Here is a 21,411-nt window from a genome sequence, read left to right as displayed (position 1 = left end):
ACGAGAAAACCGCACGCACCCCGTTCGGCGCCGAGGGCGCGGACCCTGCGACCGGGCGGGTACTACACGGGGAGGACCGAGACCGTGACGGAGGAACGCACGCCGCGACAACCGGACCGCGAACGCCCGGACAGCCGACGACGGAGCCGGTGGTGGTGGGCCGGCGGCGCGTCCGCGGTGGCCGCCACGCTGGTGGCGGTGGCGCTCGGCGCCCAGGCGCTCTCGGCCGGCGACGGAGCCGACGCCGATGGGAGCGCCCGCCCCGTCGAGAACGGCCCGGCCGGCACCGCGCCGAAGACCGACTTCAACGGCGACGGCCTGGAGGACATGGCCACGGCCGCCTCCTTCGGCGAGGACTCCGTCGCCGTCAGCTACGGCGCCCGGAACGGCGAACCCCGGCGGCAGCGGATCGGCCAGCAGGTCACCGGCACCCCGCACGAACGCGGCGACGGTGTCGGCTTCGCCCGCCACATGATCGCCCGCGACCTGGACGGCGACGGCTTCACCGATCTCGTCACCCACGTCGAGACCTACGGCGAGGACAAGGGCCCGGACGGAGCCCGTACGGGAGTGCTGGTGCTCTGGGGCTCCAAGGACGGTCTGCGCGACGGCCGGGGTGACGGCACCTACCTCGCGGACGTACCGAAGGACCACGCCCCCGCGGACGGACTCGACGACTCGCTGCTGGTGGCCGGGGACTTCGACGGTGACGAGCACACGGACCTCGTGGTCGCGATGGGCAGCGGCACAGGTCTGCTGAAAGGTCCCTTCGCCCGGGACGGCGAGGCGGCCGACACCGCCGAGGTGCCGAAGTCGCCGGGGATTCCCGAGGAGTTGAAGAGCGGCGCGGCCGGTACTCCGGCGGTGGCGGACGCCTTCGCCGCAGACCTCGACGGCGACGGGGCCGACGACCTCGTCACCTCGCACGTGTTCGAGGACGACATGATGGGCGGCGGCAAGTACGGCGTGCTGACCACCGGCGGCCCGGACGGCTTCGGGAAGCCGGACAACTCCGTGCTGCCGGGCATTGACAACGCAGCCGCGGCGGACGTCGACGGCGACGGCTTCACCGATCTGCTGCTGCGCCGCCACCCCGGTGACTCGGCGCCGGACAGCGCGGTCAGCGGCCCGGTCGAGGTCTTCCGGGGCGGCGAGAACGGGCCCGAGGCGCACACCGAGATCAGCTACGAGGACGTCACCGAGCCCGGCGAGCGCGACGAGGCGGGCAAGCGCGCCTTCGCCGAGTCCCTCGCGGCCGAGGACGTCGACGGCGACGGACGCGCCGAACTCGCGATCGGGACGGTCGGCGGACGCGGCCCGGTGCTGCTGCTCCGCGGCAGCGCGGAGGGCCCGTCCACCGACGGTGTGCAGCGGCTCCTGCCCGAGAGCGACGACACGGACGAACGCTCGGACTTCGGCGCCGCGCTGCACTTCTGGGACGCCGACGGCGACCGGCATCCCGAACTGGCCGTCGGTGCGCCCGCGGAGCCCGGCGCGAAGAAGGAGAAGGTGGGAGCCGTCCATGTGCTGACAGGTTCGGCGGACGGCATCGGCGACGCGGACGCGAACTCCCCGCTGACGCCTGCGGTGTTCGGCATCGCGGAGACCGACGGGGCCGAGTTCGGCCGCCACTTCGCCCGCTGACCGCCCCTCGTCCCAGCCCAGCGCCACCGCCCAGCGTCACGGCCCCTCGTCCCAGCCCAGCGCCACCGCCCAGCGTCACGGCCCCTCGTCACGGCCCCGTGCTCCGACCTCCCGGTTGCAGCCCGTGCTCCGACCCCGCGAGGCGCACCCCGCACGCCTCGGGCCCGGACCGCAACGTCCGGACCCGGGCCGACCGCCCGCCCGTACAACCGCGGTGCGGCGTGTACGCCCGGCGGCACCGCGCGTCTGCCGGGTCGGGCGCCCGGGCGCGAACACGCGGGCGGGCCCCCAGTTGGGGTGCCCGCCCGCGTGCGCGGAGTGCGTCAGCGCGACGCCGTACCGGCCGGCTCGCGCTCCTCCCCGCCGCCGTCCCGACCGTCCCGGTCGGCTCCGGTGCGGCTGCTGCGCAGTCGGCGCAGCTTCGCCGCCAACGGAAGCAGCGCGGCGACGACGACCATCACATAGAGGCCGATCGAGATACCGCTGTTGACGAGGATCGAGGGGTCGCCGGCCGAGGCGGCGAGCGCCCGGCGCAGCTCGGTCTCGGCGATCGGGCCGAGCACCACACCGATCAGCGCGGGCGCCACCGGTACGCCGAAGTGCCGCATCGCGAAGGCGAGCAGGGACACCGCGAGCAGCATCACCAGATGCACCGTGGAGCCGTTGATGGCGTAGACCGCCAGCACCGAGAAGAGCGTGATGCCCGCGTACAGGTACGGCTTGGGCAGCTTCAGCAGCTTGGCCCACAGCGGGGCGAACGGCAGGTTGATGGCCAGCAGCAGCACCGAGCCGATCAGCAGCGAGGCCAGCAGGGTCCAGACGAGATCGCCGTTGCGTTCGAAGAGCACCGGACCCGGCTGGAGCCCGTACTGCTGGAAGGCTGCCAGCATGATCGCGGCCGTGGCCGAGGTGGGGAGCCCAAGTCCCAGCAGGGGTACGAGAGTTCCGGCCGCGGAGCCGTTGTTGGCGGCCTCGGGCCCGGCGACGCCTTCGATGGCGCCCTTGCCGAACTCGCTCTTCTCGCCGCCGCGGCGCTCGCGCCGCTTGGCCAGTCTGCGCTCGGCGCCCAGCGAGAGGAAGGTGGGGATCTCCGCACCGCTGCCGGGGATCGGGCCGAAGGTCGTGCCGAGCGCGGTGCCGCGCAGCCACGCGGGCCAGGAGCGGCGCAGATCCCGGCGCTTGAGCCACGGCTTTCCGGACCGGATGGAGGCCAGGTCGGGCGCGTACCGGCCCTGTGCGGCGACGTAGAGCACCTCGCCGAGCGCCAGCAGACCGACGGTCACGATGATCAGGTCCACGCCGTCCAGCAGCACGGCCGAGCCGAAGTCGAAGCGCGGTGCCCCGCTCTGGCTGTCGATGCCCACCAGTCCGATGGCCAGGCCGATCAGCAGCGAGGCGATGCCCCGCACCACCGAGCCGGAGACCACCGCGGCGACGGCCACGAAGGAGAAGACGGTCAGCGCGAAGTACTCGCCGGGCCCGAACTTCAGCGCGAAGTCGACCATCGCCGGGGCGAAGAGCGCGACCACCAGAGTGCCGATGATGCTCGCCACGAACGAGCCGATGACGGCGGTGCCCAGTGCCTGCGGCGCCCGTCCGGCCAGCGCCATCTTGTGGCCCTCGTAGGTGGTGGCGATCGAGGACGCCTGGCCGGGGGTGTTGAGCAGGATGGAGGTGGTCGCACCGCCGAACATGCCGCCGTAGTAGACGCCGGCGAAGAGGATGAACGCCGCGGTCGGGTCCATCTGGAAGGTGACCGGCAGCAGCAGCGCCACGGCCATCGCGGAGCCCATGCCGGGCAGCACGCCGACGGCGGTGCCCAACAGCACGCCGCAGAACGCCCACAGCAGGTTCGCCGGGGTCAGCGCGGAGACGAGCCCGTCGCCGAGAAGGGAGAAGGCTTCCACGTCACACCATCCATTCCAGTACGCCGCCGGGCAGGCTCAGGCCCAGCCCGAAGGAGAAGCCGACCTGCACCGCCGCCGACATCGACACGGCGACGAGCGCGTCACGCGCGTACGAACGGGCACCGAAGGCGTACGCGACGCCCCAGAAGAGCAGTGCACCGGCGAGCAGCCAGCCCAGCGTCTCCAGCAGCGCGACGTGCACGGCGAGCGTGCCGACGATCAGCAGCACCGGCGGCCAGTCGGTCGGGGGCGGGGGCACGTGGCCGGGCAGTTGGGCGCGACCGCTTCCGCGGAGCTGACGGGCCGACCGCAGATTGGTGGCGGCCATCCAGGCCGCGACCACCAGCAGCAGCGTGCCGACCACGCCGGGCACGACTCCGGGGCCGGGCGGCTCGGTGTTGGGCGGGGCCTGGATGGTGAACGCGCCCCACACCGCGATCGCACCGAACGTCGCGACCAGCGCCGGGAAGACCCAGGCGCGCGGGCCGACCCACGGAGCGGTCTCCGGGTCGTACGCGGGCGCCGGCGCGAGGTCCGCGTCGCGGCCCTCGTCGGTCTCCGCGTCGGTCTCCGCGTCGCGGCCCGCCGTAGGGTCGTCGTCTTCCGCGTCGGGCGCGGGGGTTGCTGCGTTCCCGGCTTCCGCCGTGGTCTCCTCCGCAGCGTTCCCGGCCTCCGCAGCGTGCCCGGCCTCGGCCGCGTTTCCGGCCTCCGCTGCCCGGTCGCCAGCCGTCGTGCCGGCTTCCGCTGCTGACGGCCGGGATGCGGCCGGTCCGTTTCTCGTCACGTCCTGGTCCTCCTCCGCGCCCGTCACAGACCCAGCGCCTTCACGGTCTTGCGCGCCACCGCGACCTCTTCCTTCAGGAAGGCCGTGAACTCCTCACGCCCCTGGTACGTGTCGGTCCACCGGTTCCGCTTGAGGGTGTCGGCCCAGGTGGGGGTCTTGCGGAGCTTGGCGAGCACCCTCTCCAGCTTCTTCGCCTCCTCCTCGCCGATGCCGGGCGGAGCGATCACCCCTCGCCAGTTGGACATCTCCACGTCGTATCCCTGTTCGCGCAGAGTGGGCAGTTCGTCGACGCCCTTGAGCCGCTGCGGCGAGGAGATGCCCAGCGCGCGCACCGCGCCGGACTCCAACTGGTCGCTGAAGTCGCCGTAGGTGCCGAATCCGACCTGGGCGGTGCCGGAGAGCAGCGAGGTCAGCACCTCGCCGCCACCCGCGTACGGCAGGTAGTTGATGCCGCCCGGCGGCACCTTCATGCTCTGCGCGACCTGCGCGGCGAAGATCTGGTCGACGCCGCCCATCGAGCCGCCCGCGACCGGCAGACCGCGCTTCTTCTCCCGCCAGGCGTCGGCGAGTTCGTCCGCCGTCCGGAAGGGCGAGTTCTTCGGCACGACCACCGTCAGGTACTCGGAGGCCAGTTGGGCGATCGGGGTGGCGTCCGCCATGGTGTGCTGCGAACCGAGTGTCTCCACGGCGCCGACCATGCCGAGTCCGGTCATGGTGAGAACGCCGGACTGGCCCTCGCGGTTGGCGGTCTGGGTGAGCCCGATGGTGCCGCCCGCGCCCTCGGCGTTGGAGACCTCGACGTTGCGCCGCAGGCCCTCCTCGCGCAGACCGTTCTGCATCTCGCGGGCGAGCATGTCCCACCCGCCGCCGGGGGCCGCGGGCGCGATCAGCAGCAGCTTCTCGTTCTCTCCCGTGCCCGACGCGGCGCTCTGCCGTACGTCGACCACAGCGACGCCCACCAGGATCGCAGCCGCGCCGCAGGCGGCGATCCGCGTCAGGGCCGCCCGGGTCGGTGCCACCTTCATCTGGCTTCCTCCGTGATTCTCCGCAGCTCGGTACGGGGGTGGTTGCGGGTGCACGTGCGGGGCCCGGGGTGAGCCCGTGCAGGTGCGGGGGGGGTGTGTGCGGCTTGCTCGTGGGGCGCTGTGCGTTGTTCGCGCGGTGTTGCGGCCGGCTCGTGCGAGGTGCGGGGTGCTCGTGCGGGTGCGGGGTGCTCGTCGGGTGCGGGGCTCGGGTTCCTCCGCCCCCGGGGTCGGGACGGTGCGGAACGGCTGCGGACCGCCGGGGACGGACGGTCGTCGGGCCCGCGGGGTGGGGACCCGGCGAGGTGCCCCACAGTGTGGAGCGGGGTTACGGCGATGTACGAGATCTGTTAACACTGGCGTCGTAGTGGTCGTATTGGTCGTGTTCCGCCGGCTGCGGGAACCGCCGTTCGCCCCGTGCCACCTCCGCCTTTCACTGGAACCGCCGCCCCATGCGCCTCCGCCGCCCAGCCCGTCCGCACCCCGTTCCCGACGGGGCCGTGCCTCCCGCGCCTCCCGTGTCGCCCGGCCCGCACACCCCGCCCGTGCCCCGCGACATCGGCGACTCCGACGACCGCGACACGCGCGACTCCGGGGCCGCGGGTGGGCCGGGCCGCCGGGGCGGTCCGCTGCGCGCCTTCCGCCGGGTCTGCGGTCGGCTGCGCCGGCACCGGCTCTCGCTGACCGGTTCGCTCTTCGTCGGCTACGCGACGCTGCTCGTCCTCGCTCTGGTGGTGACGGGCGCACTGTGGGTGGCGCACCACGACCGGCAGTTGGACCGGCAGTACACCGAGCGGGTGCTGACCATCGGGCGTTCGGTGGCGGCGATGCCGGAGATCAGCGAGGCGCTGGCCTCGGCGGATCCGCCGGCCGTGATCGACCCGCTGGCGGACCGGGTGGGACGCGCGACCGGCGCCGAGTACGTCGTGGTCGCCACCCCGGACGGCATCCGGATGTCGCATGTGGACGACCGGCTCATCGGCAAGCGTGTGTCGACCCCGCCCGGCCCGGCGGGCGCGGGAGAGGAGTGGAGCGGTCAGCAGACCGGCACCCAGGGCACCAGCGTGCGGGCGAAGGTACCGATCCTCGGCGGGCCGAGCGGCGAGGACGTCCTCGGCTACGTCTCCGTCGGCGTCCTGACCTCCGACATCGCCACCGAGGCGACGGACGCGCTGCCGTCGATCATGGGCACCGTCGCAGCCGTGCTGACGCTGGGCGCCGCGGGCGCGTACGTGCTCTCCCGCCGGGTCCGCGCGAAGACGTACGGGCTGGAGCCGGCGGACATCACCGCGCTGCTGGAGAGCCGGGAGGCGCTGCTCCACGCGGTGCGCGAGGGCGTGATCGCCGTGGACAACGACGACCGGCTCGTGCTGGTCAATCCGCCCGCACGGCAGCTGCTGTCGCTGCCGGACGCCTGCGAGGGCACCGCACTGGAGGCGCTGGAACTGGACTCGCGGCTGCGCGACATCATCGGCGGGGCGACCGAGGGAGAGGACCAGATCGTGCTGATCGGCGCCCGGGTGCTGGTCTGCAACCGGATGCCGGTCAGCGTGCACGGCCGCGCGGCGGGTGCGGTGGTGACACTGCGCGACCGCACCGAACTCGACCGGCTGACCGGGGAGTTGGACGGCGCCCGTACCGTCACCCGCGGGCTGCGTTCGCAGTCCCACGAGTTCGCGAACCGCATCCACACCCTGGCCGGTCTGCTGGAGCTCGGCGAGGTGGAGGAGGCCCGCGCCTACCTCACCGATCTGTCCGCCGCGCACGCCCGGGCGAGCGGCCAGATCAGCGGTCACATCGCGGACTCGGCCGTCGCCGCGCTCGCGCTCGCCAAGAGCGCCCAGGCCGACGAGCAGAACGCGGAGCTGCGGCTGTCCCCGATGAGCAGAGTGCCCTACACCCTCCCGGGCGGGCTCCGCGCCGATGTGCTGCTGGTACTGGGAAACCTGCTGGACAACGCCCTGGACGCGGTCACCGGACGCACCGGCGAGGAGGGCTGGGTCGAGCTGCTGATCCGGGTCCACCCCGCCGACGGCGACGAACTCCCGCACGATCTGGTGGAGATCCGCGTCATCGACTCCGGGCACGGGGTCGGCGCCGGGCTCGCCGAGGAGATCTTCGAGTACGGGTTCACCACCAAGGCCGCGGACAGCAGAAACACCCGCGGCCTCGGCGAGGGCCTGGGGCTGGCGCTCGTGCGGCAGGTCTGCGAAAGTCGCGGAGGCAGCGTCGGGGTGGAGGTTCCCGGCGACGCCATGTCCGAAGAGGGAGCCGTGTTCACCGCCTACCTACCCGTCTCCGACCACCCGTTCGAGGACGAAACGGACATCGACGACGGCGCGGGCCCCGACGCCCCCGTACTCGGCGCCGGCGGCCCACGCACACCGCGCCCGTACGACAACTCCGCCCCCGATCCCTCCGACGGCTCCGGCGTTCAGCCCGGCGAGCCTGCCGGCGCCGGGACCTCGGGTGCCGCCACTCCGGGCGCCGTCACCTCGCGCACCAGGACCGCGCACACCCCCGGCTCCGAGTCCAGCTCCGACTCCGAGTCCGGCTCCGGCTCCGGCTCCGACGGGGCGGTCGAACGATCGTGAGCACCTCCGCCGCCACCCCCTCGCAGCCCGTGCCACCACCCGCGCCGCGCATCAGGGTGCTGGTCGTCGACGACGACGTACGAGTGGCCCGCAACCACCGCGAGCTGGTCCAGTCGCTGCCCGGCTTCACGGTGGTCGGAGTCGCCCACACCGCCGCGGACGCGCTGACCGAGATGGCCCGACTCCGGCCCGACCTGGTCCTGTTGGACCTCTACCTGCCGGACGACACCGGCATCTCGGTGCTGCGCAGACAGCGTTCGCCGGAGAACGCCGGGCACCATCCGGTGGACTTCCTCGTCATCACCGCCGTGCGCGACATCGACCAGGTGCGCGCCGCACTGCACGGCGGGGCCGTCCACTATCTGCTCAAACCCTTCCCGCTCACCGCGCTGCGCGACCAGCTGGAACGGTTCGCCGTCGCCCGGCAGCGGATGGCCGGAGCGGGCCAGGCGGCCAGTCAGCGCGATGTGGACCGGCTGTTCGGCCTGATGCGGCCCTCCACCGCGACGCAGTCACTGCCCAAGGGCCTGACCGCGGCGACCAGCGAGCTGATCGCCGGGACCCTGCGCGAGGCCGACGGCGATCTGTCGGCCGTCGACGTCAGCGAGCGGACCGGCGTCTCCCGCGTCACCGCCCGCCGCTACCTCGAACACCTCTGTGCCGACGGTCGCGCCGAGCTCCGTATGCGATACGGGTCGGCGGGCCGTCCCGAGCACCGCTACACCTGGCTCGGCCCCAACACCGGTCGCCCGCAGACCGGTTGACGCCGAGGCGGGAGGCCGACCCACCGAGACGCGGCCCCGGCGGCCGTCCGCGCCCGCGCGCCTGGCCGGTCCGCGCGGGTGCCGACGCAGGCGGGCAGCCGGCGTACACGCGGGCGCGCGGCGGGGCGGGGGCGCGCGGCAGGAGCGCGAGCCGGGGGCGCGAGCCGTGCGGCTTTGCGTACCTCCGGCTGGGGAAAACCCCAGCAGACGTTGCGGGAGACCTCATGGCGAGCAGCGTGGACGGCACGGCAGTCTTGTGGCATGACCGAGAGATCCACTTCCGAAGCGGCCGGTGCTGAGTCGCTTCCTCCGCCACGAGCGGCGCTGAGCGGCACGACCTGGCGGGAGATCGTCCATCTGCTGCTCAACCTCCCGCTCGGCATCTTCGCCTTCGTGTGTGCGGTGGTGTGGGTGTTCGCGGCTGCGCTGCTCTCGGTCACCGTGGTCGGGCTGCCGGTGCTCGCGGCGGGCCTCACCGGCATGCGCGCGCTGGGGCGTTGGGAGCGCGGTCGAGCGCGGGTGCTGCTGGGCCTGCGGATCGAGGAGCCGTCGCCGCTCGGTCGAGCCGGAGAACCGGGCTTCTTCCCGTGGCTGTGGCGGACGCTCTCCGACCCGGTCGGCTGGCGCTCGGCGCTGTTCGCGGTGATCAGACTTCCCTGGGGAGTGCTGACCTTCGCGATCACGCTGGTGTCGCTGTTCGTGCTCTGGCCGCTTCTGCCGTGGCTGGCGCGGCTGTTGACGCAGGTCGACCGGGTGATGGTGCGCGGCCTGCTCTCCCCCTCCGACGGGCTGGAGCGGCGGATCGCTCAGCTCAGGAGCAACAAGGAGACGGTCACCGACACGGCCAGCGGGGATCTGCGGCGGATCGAGCGGGATCTGCACGACGGCGCCCAGGCCAGACTCGTCGCTCTCGCCATGGACCTCGGCCTCGCCAAGGAAAAACTCACCGAAGACCCCGAAGCCGCCGCAAAAATGGTCGACGAAGCACACGGCGAAGTAAAACTCGCCCTCCAAGAACTCCGCGACCTCGCCCGCGGAATCCACCCCGCAATCCTCACCGACCGAGGACTCGCACCCGCACTCTCCGCACTCCGCGCCCGCTGCACCGTACCCACCACCCTCCACACCGAAATACCCCACAGACCCGCACCCGCCATCGAAGCCATCGCCTACTTCACCGTCTCCGAACTCCTCCAAAACATCAGCAAACACAGCCACGCCACCCAAGCCGACGTCGAACTCTGGCGCACCAAAAACCGCCTCCTCATCCAAATCACCGACAACGGCCAAGGCGGCGCCACCACCCAAACCGGCACCGGACTCAAAGGCCTCGCCGACCGCCTCAACTCCGTCGACGGACTCCTCCTCATCCACTCCCCACCCGGCGGACCCACCACCATCACCATCGAACTCCCCTGGCGAGACCCCCAACCCACCCACACCACCAACACACGAACCACCCACACCCACACGGACAACGGATCGGAGCGCTGACCACTGCCATGCGTGTCCTCAAAGAAGTGCTGCGCGCCCCGTTCGCGGGATGGACCTGGCGCGCTCTGCTCCACATCGTGAGCGGGCTGCTCATCGCCCTGCCGGCGTTCGTTCTGGTCGTGACGCTGATGGCGGCGAGCGGAGCGCTGCTGATCACCTTCCTCGGAGTGCCGCTGCTGGCTCTGACACTTGTGCTGTGCCGCGGGTTGGGCACGGTGCAGCGCTCCCGCACCCGCGCGCTGCTCGGGGTGCGAGTGGCCGCGCCCGAGCCGATACGACCCCGGGGCGAGCGCACCGGCGCCATGGCGCTGATCGGCGCGACGCTGAAGAACGGCGCCGCCTGGCGGCACGCCTGCCACGCGATGCTGAGCCTTCCGCTCGCGCTGTTCTCCTTCATCACCGGTGTGACGCTGTGGCTCTACGGCTGGGCGCTCGCTCTCTACCCGCTGTGGCACTGGGTCTTCCCGACCTACACCGACGATCCCGGCCTCCAGCTCTACGGCGAGTCCGACGGCAGCGGCATCTGGCTGGACACCCCGGTCGAGATCACGCTCGCCTCGGCGACGGGAGTGGTGTTCGTCCTTCTCAGCCCCTGGATGCTGCGGGGCCTCGCCGCCCTGGACCGGATGCTCGTCGTCGGCCTGCTCGGCCCTTCCAGGCTCGCCAGCGAGGTGCGAAAGCTGGAGAGCGCGCGCGGCACCGCGGTGGACACGGCCAGTGCGGATCTGCGGCGTATCGAGCGGGATCTGCACGACGGCGCCCAGGCCAGACTCGTCGCTCTCGCCATGGACCTCGGCCTCGCCAAGGAAAAACTCTCCGAAGACCCCGAATCCGCCGCAAAAATGGTCGACGAAGCACACGGCGAAGTAAAACTCGCCCTCCAAGAACTCCGCGACCTCGCCCGCGGAATCCACCCCGCAATCCTCACCGACCGAGGACTCGCACCCGCACTCTCCGCACTCCGCGCCCGCTGCACCGTACCCACCACCCTCCACACCGAAATACCCCACAGACCCGCACCCGCCATCGAAGCCATCGCCTACTTCACCGTCTCCGAACTCCTCCAAAACATCAGCAAACACAGCCACGCCACCCAAGCCGACGTCGAACTCTGGCGCACCAAAAACCGCCTCCTCATCCAAATCACCGACAACGGCCAAGGCGGCGCCACCACCCAAACCGGCACCGGACTCAAAGGCCTCGCCGACCGCCTCAACTCCGTCGACGGACTCCTCCTCATCCACTCCCCACCCGGCGGACCCACCACCATCACCATCGAACTCCCCTGGCGAGACCCCCAACCCACCCACACCCGCGCAGACGCCACCACCGCCTCCGGCGCGAAGGGCACCAAGGCCGCCCGCTGATTCAACCGCACACCACGCCGCCTCGCTCCCCCGCCGGGACAGTGGCCGCAAGTACCGGCAGGCAACCGAGGCAGCCTGCCGAAGCCGTCCGGATTCTGGGATGCTGAGTACCTGACTTCGGAGACCAGGGGGAAGTAGAGAAGTGTCGGACAACGTACGGGTCGTCATCGCCGAGGACTCGGTACTGCTGCGCGAGGGGTTGACCCGGCTGCTCACCGACCGGGGGCACGAGGTCGTCGCCGGGGTGGGGGACGGCGAGGCGCTGGTCAAGACCGTCGCCGACCTCGCTGCAGGCGGCGGACTGCCGGATGTGGTGGTCGCCGATGTCCGGATGCCGCCGACCCACACCGACGAGGGAGTGCGGGCCGCGATAGAGCTGCGCGGCCGGTACCCGAGCGTGGGCGTCCTGGTCCTCTCGCAGTACGTCGAGGAGCAGTACGCCACCGAGTTGCTGGCCGGCACCACCCAGGGCGTCGGCTATCTCCTCAAGGATCGGGTCGCCGATGTGCGGGAGTTCGTGGACGCGGTCTGTCGGGTGGCGGACGGGGGTACCGCGCTCGATCCGGAGGTCGTCACACAGTTGCTCGGCCGCAGCCGCAAACAGGATGTGGTGGAGCGGCTCACACCGCGTGAGCGGGAGGTTCTGGGGCTGATGGCGGAAGGCCGTACGAATTCGGCCATCGCCGCCCGCATGGTGGTCAGCGGCTCGGCGGTCGAGAAGCATGTGAGCAATATCTTCATGAAGCTCGGTCTCGCCCACAGTGACGCGGATCACCGAAGAGTCCTCGCCGTACTGACCTATCTCAACTCGTGATACGGATCGGCGGCCCTGTCACCGGCCGGCAGCGCGCTTCGGCCAGCGGGGCCGTCACCGCCAACTCCGCGCAGGGGGCGCTCCGTTCGGATCGCCCGGACCGCTCCCGCGACACCACCGCTTCACGTCCGCGAACCATGTCTGCCGCGCGGACGCGACCGCCACGGACACCCCGTCTCAGCCGGGCGTCCATCATCCGATCGGGCGGAGTTCGGCCGTCCCGACGCACGTACGATGGGCAGCGAGCCGTTGCCTCAAGGGGAGGTCCTCCGCAGTGACCCAGCAGGTCAGCCAAGAAAGCGCCAAGGAAGTCAGGCGTCTGGACCGGGTGATTATCCGGTTCGCGGGGGACTCCGGCGACGGTATGCAACTCACCGGTGATCGATTCACCTCCGAGACCGCCACCTTCGGCAACGATCTCTCCACTCTGCCGAACTTCCCGGCCGAGATCCGCGCCCCCGCAGGGACCCTGCCCGGCGTCTCCTCGTTCCAGCTGCACTTCGCCGACCACGACATCCTCACGCCCGGGGACGCCCCGAACGTCCTGGTCGCGATGAACCCGGCCGCGCTGCGCGCGAACATCGGCGACCTGCCCAAGGGCGCCGAGATCATCGTCAACACCGACGAGTTCGCCAAGCGCGCGATGGCGAAGGTGGGATACGCCACCAGCCCGCTGGAGGACGGCTCGCTGGACGGCTACCGGGTCCACCCGGTGCCGCTGACCACGCTGACCGTGGAGGCGCTCAAGGAGTACGACCTCGGCCGCAAGGAGGCCGCCCGCAGCAAGAACATGTTCGCGCTCGGGCTGCTGTCCTGGATGTACAACCGTCCGGTCGAGGGCACCGAGCGCTTCCTGCGGACGAAGTTCGCGAAGAAGCCGCAGATCGCGGAGGCGAACGTCGCCGCCTTCCGAGCCGGCTGGAACTTCGGCGAGACCACCGAGGACTTCGCGGTCTCCTACGAAGTGGCCCCGGCCACCAAGGCGTTCCCGACCGGCACCTACCGGAACATCTCGGGCAACCTCGCACTCTCCTACGGGCTGGTGGCGGCCTCGCAGCAGGCGGACCTGCCGCTCTTCCTCGGCTCGTACCCGATCACCCCGGCCTCGGACATCCTCCACGAGCTGTCCCGGCACAAGAACTTCGGCGTGCGGACCTTCCAGGCCGAGGACGAGATCGCGGGCATCGGCGCCGCGCTGGGCGCCGCGTTCGGCGGTGCGCTCGGTGTCACCACCACCTCGGGCCCGGGCGTCGCGCTGAAGTCCGAGACCATCGGTCTCGCCGTCTCGCTCGAACTGCCGCTGCTGATCGTCGACATCCAGCGCGGCGGCCCCTCCACCGGCCTGCCCACCAAGACTGAGCAGGCCGACCTGCTTCAGGCGATGTACGGGCGCAACGGCGAGGCCCCGGTGCCGATCGTGGCCCCCTCCACCCCGGGCGACTGCTTCGACGCCGCCCTGGAGGCGACCCGGATCGCGCTGACGTACCGCACCCCGGTCTTCCTGCTCTCCGACGGCTACCTGGCCAACGGCTCGGAGCCCTGGCGCATCCCCGAGGTCGAGGAACTCCCCGATCTGCGCACGCAGTTCGCCACCGGCCCGAACCACACGCTGGAGGACGGCACCGAGGCGTTCTGGCCCTACAAGCGGGATCCGCAGACCCTCGCCCGGCCGTGGGCGGTGCCCGGCACCCCGGGGCTGGAGCACCGCATCGGCGGCATCGAGAAGCAGGACGGCACGGGCAACATCTCCTACGACCCGGCCAACCACGAGCACATGGTGCGCACCCGCCAGGCGAAGATCGACGGCATCGAGGTGCCGGATCTGGTCGTCGACGACCCGGCCGGCCCGGACGGCGCGGGAGCACGGGTCCTGGTGATCGGCTGGGGCTCGACGTACGGCCCGATCACCGCGGCGGTGCGTCGGGTCAGGCGCGCGGGCGGGCAGGTCGCGCAGGCGCATCTGCGGCACCTCAACCCCTTCCCCGCCAACCTCGGTGAGGTGCTGCGCGGTTACGACCGCGTGGTCGTGCCGGAGATGAACCTCGGGCAGCTCTCCACGCTGCTCCGCGCCCGGTTCCTCGTCGACGCAAAGCCGCACACGCAGGTGAACGGCATGCCGTTCAAGGCCGAGCAGCTCGCCCACGTTCTCAAGGAGGCCATCGACCATGGCTGACGTTCTCGCCCAGGGCGACCGGGAGCGGGCACCGCACCCGCTCGCGCTGGTCCCCAAGACCGAGGTCAAGCAGACTGCCAAGGACTTCAAGTCCGACCAGGAGGTCCGCTGGTGCCCCGGCTGCGGCGACTACGCCGTGCTCGCCGCGGTCCAGGGCTTCATGCCCGAGCTGGGGCTGGCCCGGGAGAACATCGTCTTCGTCTCCGGCATCGGCTGCTCCTCGCGCTTCCCGTACTACCTGAGCACCTACGGGATGCACTCCATCCACGGCCGCGCCCCGGCGATCGCGACCGGCCTGGCAGCCGCGCGCAGCGATCTGTCGGTCTGGGTGGTGACCGGTGACGGCGACGCCCTCTCCATCGGCGGCAACCACCTGATCCACGCGCTGCGTCGCAACGTCAACCTGAAGATCCTGCTCTTCAACAACCGGATCTACGGCCTCACCAAGGGCCAGTACTCCCCCACCTCGGAGCCGGGCAAGCTCACCAAGTCCTCTCCGATGGGTTCGCTGGACGCCCCGTTCAACCCGGTGTCGCTGGCGATCGGCGCGGAGGCGTCGTTCGTCGCCCGCACGGTGGACTCCGACCGCAAGCACCTCACCGAGGTGCTGCGCGCCGCTGCCGACCACCCCGGCACGGCGCTGGTCGAGATCTACCAGAACTGCAACATCTTCAACGACGGCGCCTTCGAGGTCCTCAAGGACCGCGAGCAGGCCCAGGAGGCGGTGATCCGGCTCCAGCACGGCGAGCCGATCCGCTTCGGGCTGCCGGCCGAGGACGGGCTGGGTTCCAAGGGCGTGGTGCGCGACCCCGCTTCCGGGGAGCTGGAGGTGGTCGACGTCGCCGAGCACGGCACCGACGGCATCCTGGTCCACGACGCGCATGCGCAGTCCCCGACGCTGGCCTTCGCGCTCTCGCGGATCGCCGATCCGGACACCCTGCACCAGACCCCGATCGGGATTCTGCGCGATGTCCGTCGGCCGGTCTACGAGACGCTGATGACCGAGCAGTTGGAGACGGCGGTGCACAAGAGCGGCAAGGGCGACCTCGGTGCGCTGCTGCACGGCAACGACACCTGGACCGTCGCCGGCTGACCCACCGCCCGCGCGCCGAGAGAGCGCTCGCGGCAACGCCCGCAGACACCGCATCGCAGGTGGCCGGGGCCCGTCCGGGTCCCGGCCACCGCTGCGTGAGCCCCGCCCCGGTCGGGTCTTCGGCGTGAGCACTCTCGGCGTGAGCACTCTCGGCATGTGCGCTCACGCGGTGCGCGGCGACGCGCACGTACCGGCGTCAGGACCATAGTGCGAAACGGGAATGACTGCGCCGGCCGGGAGCGTTACCTTGCGCACAGGGCACGGCGGACGTCGCCCACGGCGCACAGGGAGGGGCCGAAGTGTCATCGAAGAGCGAGGCACGGACCGGGCTGGCATACGGCTTCGCGGCCTTCGGGATGTGGGGGTTCCTCCCCCTGTACTGGGCGCTGTTGAACGATTCGCCACCGGGCGAGGTGCTGGCCCACCGGATGGTCTGGTCGCTCCCGACCGCGCTGGTGATCCTGCTCCTGGTCGGGCGCTGGTCGTGGATCCGGCCTCTGCTCCGCGACCCTCGCAAGCTCGCGATGACGGCGCTCTCGGCGGTGCTGATCTCGGTCAACTGGTACATCTTCATCTGGGCGGTCAGCGCGGACCGGGTGCTGGAGGCGTCGCTCGGGTACTTCATCAACCCGCTGATCACCATCGCCATCGGAGTGCTGCTGCTGCGGGAGCGGCTGCGTTCGCTCCAGTGGGTGGCGGTCGGCGTCGGCGCCTCCGCCGTCGCGGTGATGACCTTCGCCTACGGGCAGGTGCCCTGGGTCTCGCTGGCGCTGAGCTTCAGCTTCGCCGGCTACGGGCTGATGAAGAAGCGCACCGGACTGGACGGCGTGGAGGGCTTCAGCGCCGACTCCGTGCTCCAGTTCCTGCCGGCGATGGGCTACCTCGGCTGGCTCGCGGTTCGCGGCGAGTCCGGATTCCTGGCCGAAGGGACCGCGCACGCGGGGCTGTTGGCGCTTTCCGGCCTCGCCACCGCGCTGCCGCTGATCGCCTTCGGCGCGGCGACGATGCGGGTGCCGCTGTCGACGGTCGGGATGCTTCAGTATCTGGGCCCGGCGCTGATGTTCGTCCTGGGGCTGACGGTCTTCCACGAGGAGATGCCGCCGGCGCGGCTGGCCGGCTTCCTGCTGGTCTGGCTGGCGCTGGTGATCCTGACCTTCGACGCGCTGCGCAACGCCCGCCGCAGCCGCGTCGAACTCCGCGCCCGCGCCGCCCGATTGGTGCCGGACACGGCAGCCGGCACGACAACCGGCGCGGCAGCCGGTGCGGCGGAGGACCCCGCCGCACCGACCGTGGCGAGCGCCGGTGCGATCACACAGCCAGACCGTTGATGCGGTACTGCATCACCCGGTAGTTCTGCGGGTCGTACCACTGGCTGACGGCGATGTGGAAGTCCTGGAAGGTCGAGCCCGGGAAGATCCAACCGCCGTACGGGTGCGCCACCCGGTTGCCGCCCTCCTGGCCGGGCGGCACCGGGTGAATGATCGTCTGCTCGGGGGTGGCGAAGAGGTTGGAGGTCGGCAGGTCGAAGATCTGCGCGCGGATGCCGAGGGCGTCCATGTTGAGCCAGGTCAGCGCGTACCGGCCCTCCATCGCGCGGAAGCAGATCTCGCCCCACCGGCGGGCCGCGGAGACGGTCGTCGCGGGCGTGCCCCAGGCCCAGTTGGCTCCGTCCCAGCCCCACGGCTCGTAGGCGGCCGGGTCACCGACCGACTCGTGGCGCACCCGGTGCAGGAGGAGGCCGGAGACGATGTCCCGGTTGAAGACGGTGGAGAGCACATAGGCCCAGCCGTCGTCGGCGATCGCGTACGTCTTCTGCTGGAACTGGCCGCCGAGCGCGTTGCCGGGCCACTGGCAGAGGTACTCCCAGTTCTCGCCGCCGTCGGTGGAGCGCCAGAAGTCGCTGTGGTGGGTCTGGTAGATCACCCCGCGCATCAGATGCATGTACATCGTGTCGCCGATGGTGAAGATGTCCGACGGGATGGCGGTGGTGCCGCCCTCGTGGCCCTCGGGGACGAGGTGCCGGGCGCTGCTGCCTCCCACCGCACCGTCGACGGTGATCGAGCCGAGTGCGGCGCTGGAGGACCGCAGGCCCACGGGTGAACGCCAGTTGGGGCCCCCGACGCCTCCCCCGTCGAAGGTGTCGCCGCAGGCGAGGAAGAGCGAACCGTTCGGGGTGCGCGCCGGGATGCCGAGGTCCGTCCACGGTGCGGCGAAACGACCGGTCTCGGCCGGACCGGTGAGGTTCTTGACCTTCGCGCCGGTGGGCGCGAGCCTCGCCGCGGGCGTGCCCGTACGCGCGGTGGCCGCGTTCGCCGCGGACGCTCCCGCACCCCAGACGGCCGCCGCCCCCGCGGCACCGATTCCCGCCCGCAGCAGGGACCTTCTGCTCGTTCCCGCCATGCCGTACCCCTTTCCCCGGCCTCCTCGGAGGCGCACGAGATCCCAACTCGCGGCGAGCGCGCGCGAGTTGCCGAATCGAAGCTACGGGCGCGTGTCGGGCGGCGCCAGGCATGACGCCGATCACCACAGGAACACACCAATGACGCGACCAAGACGTGATGACCGATTCATCCGGAACAACGCGACGGACATGCAGAATCCGCACACGGCGGACACCGCTGCGGCGCACGAAACGCTCCGAACGCCGCCCGGGCACCGCACCGCTCCAGTACGCGCCGAACGGCCGCCCACTGGAGCGAGTTTCGGAAGCGACCTCCTGGGGTGCAGGCCCTCGCCGGTGCCGATGACGATGATGCTTGGCGGCTCAGCAAGCCACATCTCTGTTGCCCACAGGCGCGGGCATTGGATCCAATGACCGGCATGATCAGCCGGGCGCGCCTGCCTCGGCGGGACGTGGTGAGCGCGCACCGTCAACGGCCGGCGCGCGATCCGGGCGGACCGCGACCGCATCGTCCCCAGGGAGACGCCATCCGATGAACACGCCACCATCGTCGTCCGGAGCGGAGCACACAGACGGGTCATCCATTCGCCTGGGTGCCCTCGCCCCACTGACGCGGCCCGGCTGGGTCGAGGCGGGCCGACACCTGCTCGCAGGAGTCGACCTGGCCGTTCGCGAGGTCAACGACACCGGCGGAATCGCCGGCAGACCCCTGGAGTTGGTGGTCCGGGACACCGCGGCCGATCCGGAGCGGGCTGCGGCGGCCGTCGAGGAGCTGGTCCACCTGGGCGTGGCCGCCGTGGTGGGTGAGTATCACAGCGTGGTCGCCCGCGCCGCCGCCGCCCGAGCCGACGCCCTCGGCGTGCCGTTTCTCTGCTCGTCCGCGGTGCTCGACTCGCTCACCGAGGAACCGACGCGGTGGGTTGCGCGTCTGGCCCCGGCCCAGTCCTACGGCTGGCGGATCTACGCGGACTTCCTCCTCCGCGCGGGCCGGCGCCGGATCGCTGTGGCGACCCAGCCCAGCGTCTACTGGGCGTCCGGGACTCGCGTCCTGCGGGACCACCTCGCTCCCCGCGGCGGCACCGTCCTCGAACTCGACGCGACGCTCACGCCCGAGGCTCTGTGCGACGCGCTCGTCGAGAATGGCGCGACGGCGCTCCTACTGCTGGTCGGCCATCCGGAGCCGGCGGTGCCGATCGTCCGGGCCGTCCGGGGCGACCGGCGACTCGCGGAGATCCTTGTCGGCGCTCCGGCCGGACAACCGGAGTTCGCCGAATGGGTCGCGGCGCTGGGTGAGGACGGCGCCGGGATCCCGTTCCTGCGCTACCTGCCCGAGCGCCTCGGTCCGCTCGGTGAACGCGTCGGGAAGGAACTCCGCGAGCGGCTCGGCGAAGTGCCCTCCTTCGTCGCCTTCGAGGGCTGGGACACCGTCGCCGCCCTCGCTGGGGTGCTGCGTTCCCACGGCACGGGCCGGGCGGCCATCGCCGAGTCGTGGCCGCGCGTGGCGGTCGAGGGCACCCGCAGGCCGATCCGGTTCTCCCGCACGCCGGGCATCAGCGTTTGGCAATGGGCTTGGGCACCCATCCAAGTCGTTGATCGGGATCCGGCGGAACCTGAGCGCTTTCGGATCCTCCACACCGGCTGAATGAGTGTGGAAGCGCAGCTGCCCGGATCTGCCGAAACTCGAAAGTGCCGGCCACAGCCACTCGTTGATGGCGGTGACGAGGACGGTCGCCTCGCAGCGCGTACCTCTCCCAGCAGGTCGTACGAGCACCTCCACGGTCCGTACTCCTCAGGCATGTCCCGCCGGGGATGCCCGAGGCCCCCGAGAAGGTATGTCGTCGATCAGCCGCCGGCGTGACCACACGAGTGGGCGCCCCGGCTTCTCCCCCTTCGGCAACTGCGGCGCCGGCACTGCCCCTTGTTCGCTCGCCAGACCTCCACACGACAACGATCAGGATCACCGCATGACCAGGATCCGCTTTCGAAACACGCGCTAGGGTCGCCGCATGAGTTCCTTCCTTCAGATCTACGGCTGACAGCGGCGGACCACGGGTCCGCCCTCTCCGGCACGCCCAGTGCGCGTCCGGCCCGCCGAGCGTGCGCTCGGACCGCCGGCGCGTCGGCCTGCCGTGTCACTTTCCGCCGTAGAACCGAAGTGAGTGATCGTCCATGACACGTCGCCGTGCCCATATCGCGATGGCCGGAATCCCCGCCATCAGCCACGTACTGCCCAGCCTGGAGATCATCCGGGAGCTGGTCTCCCGCGGTCACCGGGTGACCTACGCCAACGACCCGGTGATGGCCGACACGATCGCCGCCACCGGCGCCGAACCGGTCGTCTGCACGTCCACCCTGCCGGTCGCCGACCACAGCTGGCCCGAGGACCCCATCGCCGCGATGGATCTCTTCCTCGACAACGCCGTACAGGCGCTGCCCCAGCTGCACGACGCCTACCGGGACGACCCGGCCGACCTCTACCTCTACGACATCGGCGCCTACGCGGCCCGCGCGCTGGCCGAGTCGCAGGGCCGTCCTCTGCTCCAGCTCTCCCCGACCTTCGTGGCCTGGGAGGGGTACGAGCAGGAGGTCGGCGCGCAGACACGTCAACTGCCGGGCGCCGAGGCCCATCGGGAGAAGTTCGACCGCTGGCTCGCCCGTTGCGGGGCGACCACGACCGGGGTGGACGCCTTCGCCGGCCGCCCCGACCGGGCGCTGGCCCTGATCACCGCGGCGATGCAACCGTTCGCCGACCGGGTCGACACCGGCACGGTCACCTTCGTCGGCCCCTGCTTCGACCCCGCCGCGGACACGAAGGAATGGACGCGCCCCGCGCACGCGGAGAACGTCCTGCTGATCTCCCTCGGTTCGGCCTTCACCCGCCAACCGGAGTTCTACCGCCAGTGCCTGGCGGCCTTCGGCGACCTGCCGGGCTGGCACGTCGTCCTCCAGATCGGCAAGCACACGGATCCGGCGGTCCTCGGAACGATCCCCGGCAACGTCGAGGTGCACCCCTGGGTCCCGCAGCGCGCGATCCTGGAGCAGGCCGACGCCTTCGTCACCCACGCCGGCATGGGCGGCTGCGGCGAGGGACTGCTGGCCGGCGTACCGATGATCGCCGTGCCGCAGGCGGCCGAGCAGTTCATGAACGCCGACCGCCTGGTGGAGTTGGGCGTGGGCCGCCGGATCGACACCGCCGACGCCACCGCCGAGAACCTGCGGACGGCGCTGGACGAGCTGGTCGCCGATCCCGCGCGCAGCCGGCGGTCGGCGCAACTGCGCGCAGCGGCAAGGGCGGAGGGCGGCACGACGCGCGCCGCCGACCTCATCGAGGCCGCCCTCGGCTGACGGACCCCC

15 protein-coding genes are annotated in these 21,411 nt (G+C 71.5%); 11 read left to right on the top strand and 4 right to left on the bottom strand.

All coding sequences use genetic code 11. The features are described from left to right. Positions 1-84: 84 nt before the first annotated feature. Positions 85-1,644 carry an FG-GAP-like repeat-containing protein gene (locus tag MTQ01_RS05045; RefSeq protein ID WP_247487044.1) on the top strand — a complete coding sequence of 520 codons (1,560 nt, stop codon included), beginning with the start codon at positions 85-87 and terminating at the stop codon, positions 1,642-1,644. Positions 1,645-1,967: 323 nt separating this feature from the next. Here the strand turns inward: MTQ01_RS05045 and MTQ01_RS05040 are convergent, their stop codons facing one another. From MTQ01_RS05040 to MTQ01_RS05030, 3 genes are read right to left on the bottom strand one after another with little or no spacing between them, the layout of a single operon-like run. Further along, positions 1,968-3,551, bottom strand: coding sequence for a tripartite tricarboxylate transporter permease (locus tag MTQ01_RS05040; protein WP_247487043.1), 1,584 nt, complete (start codon positions 3,549-3,551; stop codon positions 1,968-1,970). Position 3,552: 1 nt separating this feature from the next. Continuing rightward, complete coding sequence (locus MTQ01_RS25135; protein ID WP_247487042.1) at positions 3,553-4,335, bottom strand: tripartite tricarboxylate transporter TctB family protein; 783 nt, start codon at positions 4,333-4,335, stop codon at positions 3,553-3,555. Positions 4,336-4,358: 23 nt separating this feature from the next. After that, entirely contained in the window at positions 4,359-5,360 is a 1,002-nt protein-coding gene (locus MTQ01_RS05030; protein WP_247487041.1) for a tripartite tricarboxylate transporter substrate binding protein, read from the bottom strand. 542 nt (positions 5,361-5,902) lie between these two features. On the opposite strand from MTQ01_RS05030, the gene MTQ01_RS05025 reads away from it, so the two are divergent. From MTQ01_RS05025 to rarD, 8 genes are all read left to right on the top strand, one after another. Next, a complete protein-coding gene (locus MTQ01_RS05025) occupies positions 5,903-7,951 on the top strand; it encodes a sensor histidine kinase (RefSeq protein ID WP_247487040.1) in 2,049 nt (682 codons plus the stop codon). After that, entirely contained in the window at positions 7,948-8,715 is a 768-nt protein-coding gene (locus MTQ01_RS05020) for a response regulator (protein ID WP_247487039.1), read from the top strand. The genes MTQ01_RS05025 and MTQ01_RS05020 overlap by 4 nt, the downstream gene beginning before the upstream one ends. Positions 8,716-8,976: 261 nt before the next feature. Further along, positions 8,977-10,209, top strand: coding sequence for a sensor histidine kinase (locus MTQ01_RS05015; protein ID WP_247487038.1), 1,233 nt, complete (start codon positions 8,977-8,979; stop codon positions 10,207-10,209). Positions 10,210-10,217: 8 nt separating this feature from the next. Further along, on the top strand, positions 10,218-11,576 hold the full coding sequence (locus MTQ01_RS05010) for a sensor histidine kinase (RefSeq protein WP_247487037.1): 1,359 nt from the start codon (positions 10,218-10,220) through the stop codon (positions 11,574-11,576). 142 nt (positions 11,577-11,718) lie between these two features. Beyond that, a complete protein-coding gene (locus MTQ01_RS05005; RefSeq protein ID WP_247487036.1) occupies positions 11,719-12,390 on the top strand; it encodes a response regulator transcription factor in 672 nt (223 codons plus the stop codon). Between the two features lie 274 nt (positions 12,391-12,664). Continuing rightward, complete coding sequence (locus MTQ01_RS05000) at positions 12,665-14,563, top strand: 2-oxoacid:acceptor oxidoreductase subunit alpha (protein WP_247487035.1); 1,899 nt, start codon at positions 12,665-12,667, stop codon at positions 14,561-14,563. After that, positions 14,556-15,656 carry a 2-oxoacid:ferredoxin oxidoreductase subunit beta gene (locus tag MTQ01_RS04995; protein WP_247487034.1) on the top strand — a complete coding sequence of 367 codons (1,101 nt, stop codon included), beginning with the start codon at positions 14,556-14,558 and terminating at the stop codon, positions 15,654-15,656. Before MTQ01_RS05000 ends, MTQ01_RS04995 begins: the two co-directional genes overlap by 8 nt. 299 nt (positions 15,657-15,955) lie before the next feature. Beyond that, a complete protein-coding gene (gene rarD / locus MTQ01_RS04990) occupies positions 15,956-16,984 on the top strand; it encodes an EamA family transporter RarD (protein WP_247487033.1) in 1,029 nt (342 codons plus the stop codon). Here the strand turns inward: rarD and MTQ01_RS04985 are convergent. Next, complete coding sequence (locus MTQ01_RS04985) at positions 16,965-18,056, bottom strand: DUF4185 domain-containing protein (RefSeq protein WP_247487032.1); 1,092 nt, start codon at positions 18,054-18,056, stop codon at positions 16,965-16,967. The two genes, rarD and MTQ01_RS04985, sit on opposite strands and share 20 nt — an antisense overlap. Before the next feature lie 533 nt (positions 18,057-18,589). Here MTQ01_RS04985 and MTQ01_RS04980 point away from each other — a divergent pair. Next, positions 18,590-19,699: an ABC transporter substrate-binding protein gene (locus tag MTQ01_RS04980; RefSeq protein WP_247487031.1), complete on the top strand. Its 1,110-nt coding sequence runs from the start codon at positions 18,590-18,592 to the stop codon at positions 19,697-19,699. 527 nt (positions 19,700-20,226) lie between these two features. Continuing rightward, positions 20,227-21,402 (top strand): macrolide family glycosyltransferase, encoded by a 1,176-nt coding sequence (locus MTQ01_RS04975; protein ID WP_247487030.1) that lies wholly within the window; start codon positions 20,227-20,229, stop codon positions 21,400-21,402. Positions 21,403-21,411: the final 9 nt, after the last annotated feature.

The organism is Streptomyces sp. XM4193, assembly GCF_023072595.1.
In the GTDB taxonomy this organism is placed as follows: Bacteria; Actinomycetota; Actinomycetes; order Streptomycetales; family Streptomycetaceae; genus Streptomyces.
This window is presented reverse-complemented; position numbering and strand designations above follow the sequence as displayed.

Excerpts from the sequence above, each read along its gene's own strand:
- MTQ01_RS05030 (WP_247487041.1), bottom strand. The coding sequence starts at position 5,360 with ATGAAGGTGGCACCGACCCGGGCGGCCCTGACGCGGATCGCCGCCTGC.
- MTQ01_RS05015 (WP_247487038.1), top strand. The coding sequence starts at position 8,977 with ATGACCGAGAGATCCACTTCCGAAGCGGCCGGTGCTGAGTCGCTTCCT.
- MTQ01_RS05010 (WP_247487037.1), top strand. The coding sequence starts at position 10,218 with ATGCGTGTCCTCAAAGAAGTGCTGCGCGCCCCGTTCGCGGGATGGACC.
- MTQ01_RS04995 (WP_247487034.1), top strand. The coding sequence starts at position 14,556 with ATGGCTGACGTTCTCGCCCAGGGCGACCGGGAGCGGGCACCGCACCCG.
- MTQ01_RS04985 (WP_247487032.1), bottom strand. The coding sequence starts at position 18,056 with ATGGCGGGAACGAGCAGAAGGTCCCTGCTGCGGGCGGGAATCGGTGCC.
- MTQ01_RS04980 (WP_247487031.1), top strand. The coding sequence starts at position 18,590 with ATGAACACGCCACCATCGTCGTCCGGAGCGGAGCACACAGACGGGTCA.
- MTQ01_RS04975 (WP_247487030.1), top strand. The coding sequence starts at position 20,227 with ATGACACGTCGCCGTGCCCATATCGCGATGGCCGGAATCCCCGCCATC.